12 protein-coding genes are annotated in these 15172 nt (G+C 72.5%); 4 read left to right on the top strand and 8 right to left on the bottom strand.

Annotation, left to right across the window (positions count from 1 at the left end; genetic code table 11):
* Nucleotides 1-98 precede the first annotated feature (98 nt).
* Both ACN20J_RS39540 and ACN20J_RS39545 read left to right on the top strand, forming a co-directional pair.
* Nucleotides 99-1583 (top strand): AlkA N-terminal domain-containing protein, encoded by a 1485-nt coding sequence (locus ACN20J_RS39540; RefSeq protein ID WP_419669038.1) that lies wholly within the window; start codon nucleotides 99-101, stop codon nucleotides 1581-1583.
* Nucleotides 1584-1603: 20 nt separating this feature from the next.
* Complete coding sequence (locus ACN20J_RS39545) at nucleotides 1604-2095, top strand: methylated-DNA--[protein]-cysteine S-methyltransferase (RefSeq protein WP_419667779.1); 492 nt, start codon at nucleotides 1604-1606, stop codon at nucleotides 2093-2095.
* Nucleotides 2096-2148: 53 nt separating this feature from the next.
* On the opposite strand, the gene ACN20J_RS39550 is transcribed toward ACN20J_RS39545, so the two are convergent.
* The 7 genes from ACN20J_RS39550 to ACN20J_RS39580 all read right to left on the bottom strand — a co-directional run bounded on the left by ACN20J_RS39550 (nucleotide 2149) and on the right by ACN20J_RS39580 (nucleotide 11680).
* Nucleotides 2149-2874: an SIR2 family NAD-dependent protein deacylase gene (locus tag ACN20J_RS39550; protein WP_361901810.1), complete on the bottom strand. Its 726-nt coding sequence runs from the start codon at nucleotides 2872-2874 to the stop codon at nucleotides 2149-2151.
* Nucleotides 2875-2983: 109 nt separating this feature from the next.
* Nucleotides 2984-6424, bottom strand: coding sequence for an SAV_2336 N-terminal domain-related protein (locus ACN20J_RS39555; RefSeq protein WP_419667780.1), 3441 nt, complete (start codon nucleotides 6422-6424; stop codon nucleotides 2984-2986).
* Nucleotides 6425-7375 (bottom strand): AAA family ATPase, encoded by a 951-nt coding sequence (locus tag ACN20J_RS39560; protein ID WP_361999149.1) that lies wholly within the window; start codon nucleotides 7373-7375, stop codon nucleotides 6425-6427. It abuts the gene before it with no gap.
* Nucleotides 7372-9594 (bottom strand): trypsin-like peptidase domain-containing protein, encoded by a 2223-nt coding sequence (locus tag ACN20J_RS39565; RefSeq protein WP_362305682.1) that lies wholly within the window; start codon nucleotides 9592-9594, stop codon nucleotides 7372-7374. The genes ACN20J_RS39560 and ACN20J_RS39565 overlap by 4 nt, the downstream gene beginning before the upstream one ends.
* A complete protein-coding gene (locus ACN20J_RS39570) occupies nucleotides 9591-9977 on the bottom strand; it encodes a CU044_2847 family protein (RefSeq protein ID WP_189840883.1) in 387 nt (128 codons plus the stop codon). The genes ACN20J_RS39565 and ACN20J_RS39570 overlap by 4 nt, the downstream gene beginning before the upstream one ends.
* Nucleotides 9978-10036: 59 nt before the next feature.
* Nucleotides 10037-10528 carry an NUDIX domain-containing protein gene (locus ACN20J_RS39575; RefSeq protein ID WP_190227160.1) on the bottom strand — a complete coding sequence of 164 codons (492 nt, stop codon included), beginning with the start codon at nucleotides 10526-10528 and terminating at the stop codon, nucleotides 10037-10039.
* Nucleotides 10529-10585: 57 nt separating this feature from the next.
* Complete coding sequence (locus tag ACN20J_RS39580) at nucleotides 10586-11680, bottom strand: ADP-ribosylglycohydrolase family protein (RefSeq protein ID WP_419667781.1); 1095 nt, start codon at nucleotides 11678-11680, stop codon at nucleotides 10586-10588.
* A gap of 138 nt (nucleotides 11681-11818) precedes the next feature.
* Between ACN20J_RS39580 and ACN20J_RS39585 the strand changes: the two genes are divergently transcribed.
* Nucleotides 11819-12073 (top strand): hypothetical protein, encoded by a 255-nt coding sequence (locus tag ACN20J_RS39585; RefSeq protein ID WP_055618550.1) that lies wholly within the window; start codon nucleotides 11819-11821, stop codon nucleotides 12071-12073.
* Between the two features lie 166 nt (nucleotides 12074-12239).
* Nucleotides 12240-13361 (top strand): glycerate kinase, encoded by a 1122-nt coding sequence (locus tag ACN20J_RS39590; protein ID WP_189841028.1) that lies wholly within the window; start codon nucleotides 12240-12242, stop codon nucleotides 13359-13361.
* Nucleotides 13362-13882: 521 nt separating this feature from the next.
* On the opposite strand, the gene ACN20J_RS39595 is transcribed toward ACN20J_RS39590, so the two are convergent.
* The gene (locus ACN20J_RS39595) at nucleotides 13883-15079 is read right to left on the bottom strand and encodes a PucR family transcriptional regulator (protein ID WP_419667782.1); all 1197 of its coding nucleotides are present in this window, start codon (nucleotides 15077-15079) and stop codon (nucleotides 13883-13885) included.
* Nucleotides 15080-15172: the final 93 nt, after the last annotated feature.

The following is a 15172-nucleotide window of genomic DNA, read 5'->3' on the forward strand; positions in this document are numbered from 1 at the left end:
GCAGGTGTCTGGCGGAGACAGGCGCCCTCAGGTAGATGTCGGATTCTCGCCAGCCAGTGCCATGACCATGGCCGATGCTGGGAGGTATGCAGAACGGGATGCACACCGACGCCGAGCGCTGCGTACGCGCCGTCCAGTCGAAGGACGCCCGCTTCGACGGGTGGTTCTTCACTGCGGTGCTGACCACGCGGATCTACTGCCGACCGAGTTGCCCCGTCGTGCCGCCGAAGCCGGAGAACATGACGTTCCACCCGAGTGCCGCCGCCTGCCAGCAGGCCGGGTTCCGGGCCTGCAAGCGGTGCCGCCCCGACACGAGCCCCGGCTCGCCCGAGTGGAACCAGCGCGCCGACCTCGTGGCCCGCGCGATGCGGCTGATCGGCGACGGGATCGTGGACCGCGAGGGCGTGCCGGGCCTGGCGACCCGGCTCGGCTACAGCACCCGGCAGATCGAACGGCAGCTCCTTGCCGAACTGGGCGCCGGACCGCTGGCCCTCGCCCGCGCGCAGCGGGCCCAGACGGCACGGCTGCTCATCGAGACGACCCCGCTCCCGATGGCCGACATCGCCTTCGCGGCGGGCTTCTCCTCCATCCGCACCTTCAACGACACGGTCCGCGAGGTCTTCGCCCTCTCACCGAGCGAGCTACGCACCAGAGTCCCGAAGAACCGGGCGAACCACGCCAACTCGGCAGGCACGCCAGGGGTGTTGAGCCTCCGCCTGCCCTTCCGGTCACCGCTCAACCCCGACAACCTTTTCGGCCACCTCGCCGCCACCGCCGTACCCGGCGTCGAGGAGTGGCGCGACGGCGCGTACCGGCGCACCCTGCGGCTGCCGTACGGTCACGGTGTCGTCGCGCTCACCCCGACGGCCGACCACATCGGCTGCCGGCTCACCCTCAGCGACATGCGCGACCTGACCGTCGCCATCAGCCGCTGCCGCCGCATGCTCGACCTGGACGCCGACCCGGTCGCGGTCGACGACCAGCTGCGTACGGACCCACTGCTGGCCCCGCTCGTCGACAAGGCGCCGGGCCGCCGGGTGCCGCGTACGGTCGACGAGGCCGAGTTCGCCGTACGGGCCGTGCTGGGACAGCAGGTCTCCACGGCCGCGGCCCGTACGCACGCGGCCCGTCTGGTCGCGGCTCACGGCGAGGCGGTCGACGACCCCGAAGGCGGGCTCACCCACCTCTTCCCGCCCGCCGAGTCGCTGGCGGCCCTCGACCCCGAGGCCCTCGCCATGCCGGCCACCCGCCGGGCCACCCTCACCACCCTGGTCCGCCAACTGGCCGACGGAACACTCCACTTGGGTGTGGAGAGCGACTGGGCGGAGAGCCGGGCCCGGCTGCTCGCGCTGCCCGGCTTCGGGCCGTGGACCGTCGAGGTCATCGCCATGCGCGCCTTCGGCGACCCCGACGCGTTCCTGCCCACCGACCTCGGAGTCCGGCGCGCAGCCCAGGAGTTGGGCCTGCCGTCCACCCCCGCCGCGCTCACGGCACGTGCCGCGGACTGGCGGCCCTGGCGCGCGTACGCCGTCCAGTACCTGTGGGCGACCGACAGCCACCCGATCAACTTCCTTCCCGCATGACTCCGGCCCGAGGACCTTCAGTGAAACAGCACACCGTGATCGACAGCCCCTACGGCCCGCTCACCCTCGTCGCCACCGACGGCGTCCTGTCCGGCCTCTACATGACCGACCAGCGCCACCGTCCGCCCGAGGAGACCTTCGGCGACCCGGACGACACACCCTTCACGGAGACGATCGACGAGCTACGGGCCTATTTCGCGGGTGAGTTGAAGGAGTTCACTGTCCAACTCCACCTGGACGGAACCCCGTTCCAACGCTCCGTCTGGGCACAGCTCCAGAAGATCCCGTACGGCGAGACCCGTTCGTACGGCGAACTCGCCGACGCCCTCGGCAACCCGAACGCATCCCGCGCGGTCGGCCTCGCCAACGGCAAGAACCCGCTCGGGATCATCGTGCCCTGCCACCGGGTCGTCGGCGCCAACGGCAGCCTGACCGGCTACGGCGGCGGCCTGGAACGCAAGCGGCAGCTTCTGGACTTCGAGCGGGGAGAGGCAGACACCGCACTGTTCTGAGCGGGGTGACTGCCCCTGCTCCCCGTTCCCTCCGTTCTCCGGTCCGCCGCCGATCAGTCGGCCAGGCCCCGCAGCAGCCGGGGCAGGGCCGTGCCGATCGGCTCCCGGACGACTTCGTCGGCGCGGTCGTCGTACGGGGTCGGCTCGGCGTTGACGATGACGAGCCGGGCGTCGTGGTCGGCGGCGATTCCGGCGAGGCCGGCGGCGGGCTGGACCTGGAGGCTGGTGCCGACGGCGATGAAGACGTGGCACGCTTTGGTGATGGCGACGGCCTCGCCGAGGACGACGGGGTCGAGCCGCTCGCCGAAGAACACCGTCGCCGACTTCAGGATCCCGCCGCACTCCAGGCACGGCGGATCCTCCTCCCCCGCCTCGACCCGGGCGAGGGCGTCCTCCATCGGCCCGCGCGCATGACACTTCGTACACACGAAACTCCGTGCGCTGCCGTGCAGTTCGAGCACCTTGCGCGCGGGCATCCCGGCCAGCTGGTGCAGCCCGTCCACGTTCTGCGTGATCACCCTGACCGGCACCCCGGCCCGCTCCAGTTCGGCCACGGCCAGGTGCGCGGCGTTCGGCTCCGCCTGCAGCGTGCGGTTCTTCCGCCGCATCTGCCAGGACCGGCGCCGGATCTCCGGATCACCCATGTAGTACTCGTACGTCACGAGCTTCTGCGCCTCGGGATCCCGCTGCCACAGCCCGTTGGGGCCGCGGTAGTCGGGGATCCCGGAGTCGGTGGACACACCTGCGCCACTGAGCAGGGCGACGAGCGGCTTGTTCATGGGCCGAGGGTAGGTCGCGTGTGCATGTAGGGCGAGCGGATATCGGAGCGGGTCCGTCTCCGTCAGGGAACATCCGTCGGTCTCCGTCAAGGAGCACCCGGCACGTCCGTCAGGGGAACACCGGGCGCGGTCCGAGGAGCAGGGCCGCGAGGCGGAGGTATGCCTTGTAGACGTCCGGGGTCAGCCAGGACAGTTCGACGGTGCTGCCCATGGTGAGGTGACCGTCGCGGGGCACCGTGACCACGCCGCGGCAGCGGGAGCGCAGGCCGCGGATGCTGCCCGGGTCGAGGGTCCAGCCGGCGGCCGGCCGGCTGTGGTTGAGCACGACCACGGACTCGCGGATCAGGTCCGGCATGTCGAGGGTGACGAGGCGGTCCATGGCCTGCTGGGCCTGTGTCACGCCCGCGGGGTCGGCCCGCGAGACGATGACCACGCGGTCCGCCTGTTCGAGGAGCACCGGCAGGAACTTGTCGGTGTCGATGAGCGTGAGGTCGAAGTACTTCTGTGTCGCCTGTGCGACGCGGCGGAAGTCGACGTCCGTGTACTGGCCGATGGCCGAAGGGTGGGACAAGGAGTCGTTGGCCAGCACCTGGAGTCCCGAGCGGTGCGGGGACAGGAACAGCTGCAGATCCTCGAACCGCCGCACCTCGTCCAGGGATCCGGCCAGGTCGGACAGGTTGGCCAGGGTGTTGCGGAAGACGCGGCTGCCGATGCGGACATGGCGGCCCATGTGCCGGTCGGCGTCGATCGCGAGCACCCGCTCCTGCCGCTGATCGGCCAGGACGGCGCCCAGCATCATCGTGGTCGTGGTGCAGCCCACGCCGTCCCTGACGCCGAGGAGCGCGATCCGAAGAGGGCGTTCGAGCGGAGTTCGCACGGTCCGCGTCCACTGCTCGCTGTCGTCCTCCCGCCCTCCGGTGTCATCCGGTTCGCCGGGATCCCCCTCGTCCTCGTCGCCGAGGTGCTCCCACTCCGCGCCGCCCGGCAGCAGCTCGCCGAGGACGTCCGCGACCTCACGGGCCGTCGGCCGTCCCTCCGGCTCGGGCAGAAGACACCGCAGCAGCAACTCGGCCACGTTCGCGTCGAGTTCGGCGAACTCCGGGTTCGCCATCAGGGCGTCGCGCTCGTACCAGCGCCAGGACCGGCCCGTCGCGGCCTGCACCAGGATCGACCCGAGCGAGTACACGTCGCCCGCCGCGATCCGGGACTCGCCCCAGTACGTCACCTCAGGTGCGCGGTAGGGGGAGTTGGCCGGCATGGACGACATCGACGTGTTCCAGGCACCGTCGATCCGGGCCGACGTCCAGCTGATGACGTGCACGGTCGATTCGGTCACCAGGACCGTGCCCGGCGTCAACGAGCCGTGCACGACGCCCTTGTGGTGACAGCGGCTCAGGGCCCGCGCCAGATTCCAGCCCAGCCAGACGAACAGCGGGGTGCCGGGCAGCGGACCGGCGGCGTCGAGCACCGCCCGGAGCGTCGGAGCGGGCAGACCGTTGCTCAGGGTGTCAAGACGCAGCGCCAGCCAGGGCGTGGGCAGCCCCTCCAGATCGCTGGCCATCAGGGCGGGCGCGTACACCCCGTCCATCCGGCGCAGCGCGCGCCGCTCGACCTCCAGCAACTCCTGGGCCACCGGCGAGGCGAACGACGAGGACACCCGCAGCAGCACCTGCTGTCCGTCCTCGTCCTCGCCGATGTACGCGGTGGGCCTGCCGCTGATCCCGTCCCGCTGCAGGAGTGCGTACGGGCCGAGGGAGTGCAGGTCCTGCAGCCGCAGGGGAAGCCAGGACGGGGCGGTCTCCAGCCCCGACGGCAGACTCACCTGCTCGTAGCCCGTGGTCCGCGGCGGCGCCGGAGCCATCGGCCGGGCGCCCAGGTGGGTCAGGAGCCGGTCCTCCAGCCAGGCGAACGGGCGGGTCCCGGGCAGGAGTTCACCCGTTCCCGAAGGGTGCGCCAGCCAGGCGGGGAAGTCGGGGGAGCGGCCCACGAGGGTGCGCAGGCGTTCCGTGACGGCCCTGGTGGTCCGCAGCAGATCGATCGGGGACGCCGTGTCGAGCAGGATCTCCTGGGCGTCGCTGGGGAAGCCGAACCTGCGGTGCTGGACCGGAAGCCCCTCGTCGACCGGCTCGACCTGGCGCATCAGCCCGCCGAGGAACACCTCGGCGAGATGCGCGGTGTCGGCCTGCCACGGCACGGCCGCCTGGACGAGACGCATCACGGGCACCGTCAGCGGCGACACCGCGGCGAGATGGGCGGCGAGCCGGTAGGCCTGCGGCGAAGCGGCGTCCCGGAACCTGAGGACGGCGTCCGAGGCCTCCGCGGCGCGGGTGCCGGCGCGTCCCCGGGGCCCCTTCGTGTGCAGGGGCGCCAGCAGCGGCAGCTGCGCACTGGCACCGGGTGAGGCAACAAGCCGCGCCCAGGCGGCGATGGCCGGCGGATACGGTTCGAGCACGGGCACCGGGACACCGTTGAAGTCCTCGCCGAGCCCGGGCGGCAGCAGCGGGTCGGTCACCTCCCAGGTGTCGTTGGCGGCACCGCGCCGCCGGGTCGTCACCAGCCACGGTTCCGAGCGGATCGCGGACCCGTCCCACAGGTGCGCCGGAAGGGCGTGCATGATCGCCGTCGGGCCCTGGCGCGCCCAGCGTTCGAGGGCCGCCCTCAGCCGTCCGTCCCTCCAGCAGGCGCCGACGCCGTCGCTGATCACCAGCACGAGCGTGCCGCCCGAGGGGTCGGCCACCGAGGCGGGGGACAGCAGGGGCGCGTGCGGGTCGAAGGGGCGGGCCCGCAGCAGGGGAGCCGTCGCGGACCTGGTGTCGAGACCGTGCACCCGGATGTCGCGGAACGCGCCCAGGCGTTCGAGCAGGGCCCGCAGCTCCGAGGCGAGACGCCGCCACAGCAGCATCGAGATGCCGTCGTCGATGAGCAGCGTCAGATCGAGCCAGCGCTGCCGGGCCGGCCGGGTGACCACGTCGGGCAGCCCCGTCTCGGCCATCGCCTCCGCTGTGGCGTCCTCGTCGAACTCCCGCTTCAGCGGCCCTGGTTGGGGCTGCTTGAGCAGGCGGAGGGCACGGCCGATGCGGAGTTCGTCCTGCCCGAGCGCCTTCTCCTCGGGAACCCGTACGGGAAGCGCGCCGTCGCCGAGCGCACCGCGCCGGCCGTCCGCGCCGAGCTCGGCGAACTCCGGTGCGCTGCGGGCCGCGGCGGCCGCGTGCAGCGCCCCCAGGAGCTGGGCGGGCGGAGGGGGCTGGGGCGCGGACTGCGGCGTCGGCGCGGAGTGCACCGGGGCGTCCGGTCCGGTCGTACCCGGCGCGGCCCCCGAGCCGTCCCGTGCGCCGGGACCGGCTCGGCGGGCGGAGTCCGGCGACAGGGCACGCGCGAGCGGCGCCGTACCGTCCGCGGGGAGCCGGGCAGCCAGCCACAGGACGTCGAGGAGTTCATGGATGGACAGGTTCTGGCCCGCGAGCCGCCCGAGCTCGCCGAGGGGAGGCGGCGGCTCGGTGCCGCCGCGCGGCCCGTCCGGGGCACGAGGGCCCTGCCCGTCGCGCGACACCTAGATCGTCCCGCCGAGGCGGTGCAGCACGGCGTCCAGAAGCCCCTCCGCGTTCAGATCGACTCCGCCCCTGCGCAGGAACACGGCGTTGAGCAGCTGGTCCGTGGCGAGTTCGCCCGGAGCGCGGCGGTTGAGGAAGGCGTAGAGGAGGTCGTCCACACCGGACAGCGCCTCCTCGCCCAGATGCGCGGCGACGATGTCCCGCAGCCGCGCCTCGTCCGGGTCCGGCAGATCGAGCCGTACGCAGCGGCGCATGAAGGCGGGCGGAAAGTCCCGTTCGCCGTTGCTGGTGATCACGACGACGGGGAACTCCCGACAGCGCACCAGGCCGCGCGTCACCGTGACCCGCTCACCGTCCGAGCCGTGCGTGAGCACCTGGATCTCGGACCGCGCGTCCGGCAGCCGGGACAGCTCCGGTATCTCGAACTCGCCCTCCTCGAACACGGTCAGCAGGTCGTTGGGCAGGTCCACATCGCCCTTGTCGAGCTCGTCCACCAGCAGCATGCGCGGCCGGTCGTGCGGCACCAGGGCCGTACCCAGCGGGCCGAGCCGCACATACGTACCGATGTCGGGTTCGGGGTCGCCGCGCTCCTGCCGCAGATGCGTCTCGCGGAGCCTGCCGATCGCGTCGTAACCGTAGAGGGCGTCCTTCAGGACGGACCGGCTGTTGACGGGCCACTGCAGAACCGGGCCCAGCGACAACTCGTGCGCGATGGCGTGCGCGAGGGAGGACTTGCCGGTGCCGGGGTGCCCGGTGACGAGGAGCGGACGGCGCAGATGCAGCGCCGCGCTCACCACGTCGGCCTCCGTGCGGCCGATGAGATATGGGCGGTGCCGCGGCCGGGTGTCCGTCCCGTCCGAGAACTGCCGCCAGGGCGGCGCCTCGGGGAACTCCACCTGCCGGGCCACGCGGTCGCCGCGGAACAGCCGCCACTCCTCGTTCTCCGTCATATCGCCTGCTCCGTTCCGTCCGAAGGGTCGGCCAGCTGCAACTCGTCGGGCAGGGGCAACTCCGCGTCCTCCCACACCAGCGTGGGCCGCACCGCGGCCGCCCCGTCCGCGTACGCACGGACCCTGAAGTGCCGTACGCGTTCCGGGAGTCCGTCCACCGGACCCTCCGGAACCATCTCCGCGAGCCGGTTGCTGCCCCCTGGACCCGAGGCCCCGCGGTCCCAGAGCACGATGGGCACCCCCATCACGAGACAGACGGGCAGCAACTCGCCGCGGTGCTCGGCGGATCCATGCAGAAGGACGCGGGCGGTGTCCCGATGGGTTGTCTTCAGGAGCCCGATCAGCCCGGCCCTGCCGCCCGTCCTGTGATCCGCGTGCAGGGTGTCGCTCTCGTTGCGCGAGTTCCAGCGCCGGTTGAGATCACCGGCCCCCGTGCGGGACCGGCGCCGCAGCTTCGGACAGCGCAGAACGAGATGGAAGTCCTCGCCGAGGGGTGCCGGGATGTACTCGTCGGCGCTCGCCCCGTCCCACTCGTCCACCGACAGCTCCAGCGCGTCCGGCGGCACGGACACGGCGACCAGTGCGACCCCGTCCTCCGCCCCTTCCGCGCCGCCCGCGACCTCCCGTACGAGACGCGCGATCTCCCGTCCCGTACGCGGCCGGTCGGACTCCGTGACGGCCCGTGCGGCGGTGCCGTCGCCCCGCAGCCGCCACACCGAGCAGCGGTAGTGGCCGGCCGGGTCCTTGGCGTAGCGGTCGAGTTCCACCAGGACGCGGGCGCCGGTGACGGTCGTCCGCGCGGACCAGCGGGCGGCGTCCGCCCGCCGTTCCCGCAGCGCCGAAGCGTGGATGCCGAGCCGGGCGGCGACCCGGCCGCTCCACTCCTGGAGCACCCGGCACGCGAGGCCCCCGGTCTCCGCCGCCACGTACTCGACGACCCGCAGCAGCGCCGGAAGGCGCGGCGTCTCGTCGGGCACGGGCGACCCGTCGCCGTACCAGTTCTCCAGCTCGCGCAGCACCGCGGGCACGGCGTGCGGGGCGAGCCGGGCCGCCTGCAACGACTGCGGCAGATCGGTGTACGGCAGAGCGGCGGTCGCGGCCCGGGGCAGCAGCCCCGGATCGTGCTGCGCGAGATGGTCCAACTTCCCCAGCAGCACCCGGTGTTCGGCCACCGACAGCAGTCGGGCGGTCTCGGTGAGCCGGCCCAGGGCCAGCAGCCGGTCGAGCTCGGTCCGCCCGCGCGGGTCGTCCACCGTGGGCGCGAGCGACTCGGTCAGGGTCGGCAGCGCCCGTTCCGTACCGACGAGCAGACGGGCCAGCTCCTCCACCGTGGGAGCCGTGCCGTCGACCGGGGCCCGCAGGCCGAGCTCGGCCGCCAGCGCCGTCGCGTGGGCGGCCCGCGCCGTGGGGTCGCCGAGCAGTGTGTGCAGCGGGCCGACCATCATGTCCCGCACCGACTCGTCCTCGGCGGACACCGACACGGACGCCGACCGGGCCCGCAGATCCACCAGGTACGGCTCGGGAACCGCGCCGGCCTGTGCCAGTTCCCGCAGCACCGACTGCCAGCCGAGACCCCAGCTGCGCCGCACGGTGTGCTGGGCCGACAGCGGTTCGTCGGGGGCGGTGATCCGCCCCATGACCAGACCGACGGCCGCCCCGTCGGCCACCGACCACAGCATTCCGCCGCTGTAGCCCTCGTCGACCGCGGCGCCCGACAGATGACCGTCGAGATAGCCGATACCGCCGTCGTAGGCGCCCACCCGGACATCCGCGTACGAGAACGGCTGGCCGCCGCCGTACCACGCCCTGACCTGCTGGCCCCGCTCCATCTCCAGCCAGCGGACCGGGCCCACGGGAGGCGGTGGCTCCTCGTCGAGCTCCAGTACGGCCAGATCGCCGTCCCACTCCAGGGAGCCGTCGGCCACCGGTCCGTACTGGTGGGAGCGCGGCGGTATCCAGGCCACCAGGCGGGCTCTTCGGGCGCCGGCCGCGGAGAGCACCGGGAAGGCGACGTCGAGTGCGACCTTTCCCGGGTCGTGCGGGCTGAGGCTGCGCAGCCCGAGCGCCACGTTGACGACATGGGCGCAGGTCAGGAGTCTGCGGCCGGAGAGGTACACGCCGGCGCCCGCGGTCCGTGCGTGGTCCGTGGACAGGACCCGCACCAGCGCTCCGCGGGCATCGGCGGAGCGGCCGTCGCGCGACGGCCCGAACCACGTCACGGCTCGGTCCTGCGGGGGAGCTGCCAGGTCGCCGAAATGGTCATGCTGGCCTGGCCGTTGGCCCCGACAATGCCGATCCTGAGGTCCTGGCCTATCTGTATCCCGAAGTCGACCGATATCTCGTCCGGCGGGTCGGGGATGCCCCGTACGGAGTCGTGCACCTGCTGGAGCACGGGGCCCAGCGGGCTCAGCACGGTCCGCAGGGCGTCCGTGGCGAGCGCGCCGACCCGTGCGCCCCGCCCAACCGGAGTCGCTCCGGCGATCCCGTCCGGCAGATCGGGCCCGCCCGTGCTGTCCGGCCGGGGCTCGCCCGCGGCTGCCAGCTCGAAGCGGACCTGCGCTCCGTCATCGAGCGTGAACTCCATGTAGTCGTAGTGCGGCACAGGATGCATTGTGCCGATCAATGAGCCGTACAGGTAGGGAAGTTGAGGAATCCAGAGACTCAGGCCACGGGACGCCCATTCTCCAGTTCCACGGTCCCCGCACCCGTCGCGAGCACGTCCAGTGAGGCGAGCACCCGGCCGATCAGGGAACCCGAGATGTGCTCGGGGAGTTCCTCGGGGGCCACGAGGCGCCAGGACAGGAGTTCCTCCTCCTGGAGCCGGATCGCCTTGAACTGGTCCTCCGACAGGACGCCTCCGTCGTACAGGTACGCCACGATCGGGGGCCGCGTGGTGGCGGGCACCCAGTCGACGGCGAGCAGCCGGCCGATCTCCAGGTCCAGGCCGATCTCCTCCAGCGTCTCGCGGCGGGCGCCCTGCCGCGGGGTCTCGCCGTCGTCGGACTCGACGGTTCCGCCGGGCAGCGCCCAGCCCTCGCGGTAGTTGGGCTCGACGAGCAGCACACGGCCCTCGGCGTCACGGAAGAGCGCGGCGGCGCCGACGAGGACACGGGGGAGCCCCGCGATGTACGTGGCGTAGTCAGGAGTCGTCATTGGGGCAGCGTAACCAGGCCGACCCGGAGGGCGGGCAAGATCACTCGGGAGTAATCCTTACGAGGTCACCGCCCCGGCCGGCAGACCGGCGCTCACCGCCAACCGCACTGTCCGCTCCGCCAGTTCACTGATCCGTACGCCGTCGAAGCCGAACACCGCGCTGTGCACGGTGTCCTCCAGCGGCACCGTCCACTGCGGCGGAATCGCGGCGGCTCCGCCCAGCACACCCGTGACGGAACCCGCGGTCGCGCCGTTCGAGTCGGTGTCCAGGCCGCCGCGGACCGTGAGGGCGATGGAGCGGGTGAAGTCGCCCTCGCCGTACAGGAGTCCGGCCGTCAGGACGGCGGCGTTCGGGATCGTGTGGATCCAGCCGAGGCCCGCCGTCTCCTCCGCGACCGTGTCGAGCGTGGCCTCCCAGCTCAGCCCGGTCTCGTGGAGCGTCATCGCCCGGCGCACGGTACGCGCCAGGCGGCTGCTCGCCGGGATCACCGTGAGCGCGGTCTCCAGGGCGTCCCGCACGGTCGGCGCGGTGAACGCGGCGGCCACCAGCGCGGCTGCCCACATCGCCCCGTACACACCGTTCCCGGTATGAGAAAGGACCGCGTCCCGGCGGGCAAGCGAGGCCGCGCGTCGTGGCTGACCCGGGCTGGTCCAGCCATAGACGTCGGCGCGGATGAGGGCACCGATCCACTCCTGGTACGGGTTGTCGTAGGTCGCCGTCAGCGGCGGCTTCAGCCCGTTCGCGAGGTTCCGGTACGCCGCGCGCTCCGCCGTGAACGTCTGCAGATACGGCAGCCGCAGCAGCCACAGGTCGCCCACCTGCTCCGTACTGAAGCCGAAACCGTGCGTCTCCAGGAGGTGCAGACCGAGGATCGCGTAGTCCACGTCGTCGTCCCGGCAGCTGCCGTGGATCCGGCCGCGTACGCACCTGCGCCACTCCGGCCGCAGTACGAACTCCTCGCTCGGGCCGAGCGGCTCCGGCAGGTAGTCGGTGAGCGGCAGGGCGTCGGCCTGCCGCAGGTAGCGGTCGATGCGGTCCCGCGTCCAGTAGTCGCCCCGCTCCACCGGTTTGCCGAGCATGTTGCCCGCGATCCGGCCGAGCCAGCCGCCGAGGACGCGGTCCGCGAGATCGTCAACGCCCACAGGGGTCATACACCCGGTGTACCGAATTCCCGCCGGTCCTGCCCGATGTACGTAAATCAGGCACCGCACCACATGAGAGGCTCGTCAGGTTTTAGTCGTATTGCGGTTGGGGGCCCGTGATCAGGGGCCCCGAGAACTGGGAGACCCATGAAGTCGATGAGCCGTACGACCGTCCTGGCGGCCGGTGCCGCCGCCGCGGTCGTCGCCGTCCTGTCCGTCACCGGCGCGGCGCCCGCGCAGGCGGCCCCCGCCGAGCCTCTGGTGAACACCGGGGACGTCGGGGTGCGGACCGGGGACGTCGATGCCCTGGAGGACGTGCTGGAGCACATCAGCGTGCCGTTCGGGGGCAGTGGGACCCTGACGCATCAGCTGTACGACTCCCGCGGCACCGACGCCGGCTGACCCGCGGCCGCTGTCCGGGACGTGAGAACCGCCCTGGGCAGCGGCCCCCTCCTCCGGTTAGGGTCGCAGCGGCGCGACTGCCTTGACGTGTGCAAGGCCCGAAGAGCAAGGGGAATGCAAGGTGGCGGACGCTGCAGTGAATCGGAGCCGGGGCCGGAACCAGCGGGTGCTCATCGCCGCGGACAAGTTCAAGGGCTCGCTCACGGCCGTGCAGGTGGCCGAGCGGGTGACGGCCGGACTGCGCAGGGTCGCGCCGCGGGTCGAGGTCGAGGCGCTGCCGGTCGCCGACGGCGGCGACGGCACGGTCGACGCGGCGGTCGCCGCCGGGTTCGAGCGCCGTGAGGTACGGGTCGCCGGGCCGCTCGGTCACGAGATCACCGCCGCGTTCGCGCTGCGCGACGACACCGCCGTCGTGGAGATGGCCGAGGCCAGCGGCCTGCAGCGGCTGCCCGCCGGGTCCTTCGCGCCGCTCACGTCGTCCACGTACGGGTCCGGGGAGCTGCTCCTGGCCGCGCTGGACGCCGGGGCGCGGACCATCGTGTTCGGCGTCGGCGGCAGCGCCACCACGGACGGCGGGGCCGGGATGCTGGCCGCGCTCGGGGCGCGCTTCCTCGACGAGGACGGCGAGCCGGTGCCTCCCGGGGGCGGCTCCCTGGGGCTCCTCGCCACCGCTGACCTGTCCGGCCTGGACCCCCGCCTCTCCTCCGTCGACGTCGTCCTCGCCAGTGACGTGGACAATCCGCTGACCGGGCCCAAGGGGGCGCCGGCGGTGTACGGGCCCCAGAAGGGGGCCTCGCCCGACGACGTGGCGGTGCTGGACGCGGGGCTCGCGCACTTCGCCGCGGTGCTGGAGAAGGCGATCGGGTCCAAGGCTGCCGAGTACGCCGTCGCGCCCGGGGCCGGGGCGGCGGGCGGTATCGGGTACGGGGCCCTTGTGGGCCTCGGTGCGAGCTTCCGCCCAGGCATCGAGGTCATGCTCGACGTCCTCGGCTTCGCCCCCGCGCTGGAGCGGGCCACGCTGGTGATCACCGGTGAGGGGTCCCTGGACGAGCAGACCCTCCACGGGAAGGCTCCCGCCGGGGTCGCGGCCGCCGCCCGGGCCGCCGACAAGGAGGTCATCGCCGTCTGCGGTCGCCTAGCCCTCCCGCCGGAGGCCCTCGGCCGGGCCGGGATCCGCCGCGCCTATCCCCTCACGGACGTCGAGCCCGACGTCTCCCGCTGCATCGCGGAGGCGGGCCCGATCCTGGAGACCGTCGGCGAACGCATCGCCGAGGACTTCCTGATCTGACGGGTTGCCGCCACCCACTGCCTTTCCTCGCCCCCGCCGCCCCTACCCATTCCCGTCCCCTGGGGGCTGCGCCCCCAGACCCCCGCTATCGGCCTGAACGGCCTCGTCCTCAAACGCCGGACGGGCTGAGTGGGTGGGCGGGGCTGATGGGGGTGGGTGGGACATCGACCTGGAGGGCCCTGTCCTCAGGCGCCGGACAGGCTGGGTGGACGGGCCCGGGCTGATGGGGGCGGGCGGGGGTTGCTGGGGTGGGTGCGTTGACTGTGGGTCGGTGGGAGATCGGCCTGAACAGCCTTGTCCTCAAACGCCGGACGGGCTGATGATGCTGGCCCGGGCTACATGGGCGTGCCCCGTTAGGGGCGCGGGGAACTGCGCACCCAGCCACGACCAACCCGCACCCAACGTCAATCAAGCAACCACCCCGTCCTCCAGCCCCTCCGGCGTTTGAGGAGCGGGGGTTCGGGGGCGGAGCCCCCGAGTAAGGGACGGGAATGGGTAGGGGCGGCGGGGGCGAAAAACCCCTAGCTCAAGCGATACGCATCCAACGCCAACGTCATCTCAATCAAATCCCGAGGCCGAGCCAACGACCGCGACGTCAACTGCTCCAACCGCCGCAAGCGGTTGAAGACAGTGTTCCGGTGGCAGTACAGCCGCCCGGCCGCCCGCCCCGCAGACCCCTCACACGCGAGCCAGACATCCAGCGTCTCCAACAACACCGCCCGATCGGCCGGTTCGAGTTCGAGGAGTGACCCGAAGACGTCGGACACGAGCCGCCCCGCCAACTCGGGCTGGCTCACGACGAGCGCGGTCGGCATCCGCTGATCGAGCCGCACGACGGCCGTCGCGTCGGGCGGACACGTACGAAGGGCAAGCTCGGCCAGCCGCCGGGCCCGCCCGAGTTCGGCGAGCCCGGCGACGACGGGACTGATCCCACCGGGACCGGAACAACGGCCGTCCAAGGCGCGCGCGACCCCGTCGAGCCCCTGCCCGTCCGCAAGGGCCACCACCCCCACCTCGCAATCGGCCCGCATCCGCCAGATGAACCGGAACCCCGCCCCCTCCACGGGCCGCCGATACGACTCCCGTTCCCGTCGCTCGGAGCGCAGCACGACCACCGCATACGGTCCCCGCTCGGGAAGATCGAGCCCGGCGGCGGCCCGAGCCGCGAGCCCGGGCGCCTCCTGCCCTTCGAGGAGGGCGTCGAGCAAGGCCTGAAGCCGCTCGTCGGTACGCCGCCGAAGCTCCATCTCGGTCGCCCGGTACGCCTCGGTGGCGACGGCGGCCTGCGCGTCCACGGCGGACCACACCATGGTCGCCGAACGCATCAGCACCACGAGCCGCTGAGGCTCCTGCCCGGCCGCCGCCCCCTCCTCCATCAACGCGTCCCACACCAGATACCCCGCGGCGCGATACGCGTGCACGAGCAACTCAAGCGGCAACCCCTGCTGGGCCCGCCGCCGCCCCGCCTCCTCCGCGTACTCCAGGTCACGGCGAGGTGAGTCCCGGGGCGCGGAGATCGTCTGGATCCCGATCCGCATCGCCTCCTCGGCCTCCCGCCACTGCTGGTCGTACGGCAGGAACTCCCCGTAGACGGAGGAGTGTTCGGTCAGCTGCCGCATGTGCTCGTCGACGAGCTCGGGCAACCGTTCCAGCAGCGCTGTGCAGGACTCGGTGAGCAGCTTCCATTCATGACCGGTACGCCTTCTGCGGGCTCCCATGGCCGGAGGATGCCACCGGTGGGCCGCCCCGCACAGGCCCCTGACACGCGGTGTTGTGCGCGCGCACAACGCACGGCCATGCCCGCTGGTCAC

Source organism: Streptomyces sp. 2-1 (assembly GCF_048564895.1).
Classification (GTDB): Bacteria; Actinomycetota; Actinomycetes; order Streptomycetales; family Streptomycetaceae; genus Streptomyces; species Streptomyces phaeochromogenes.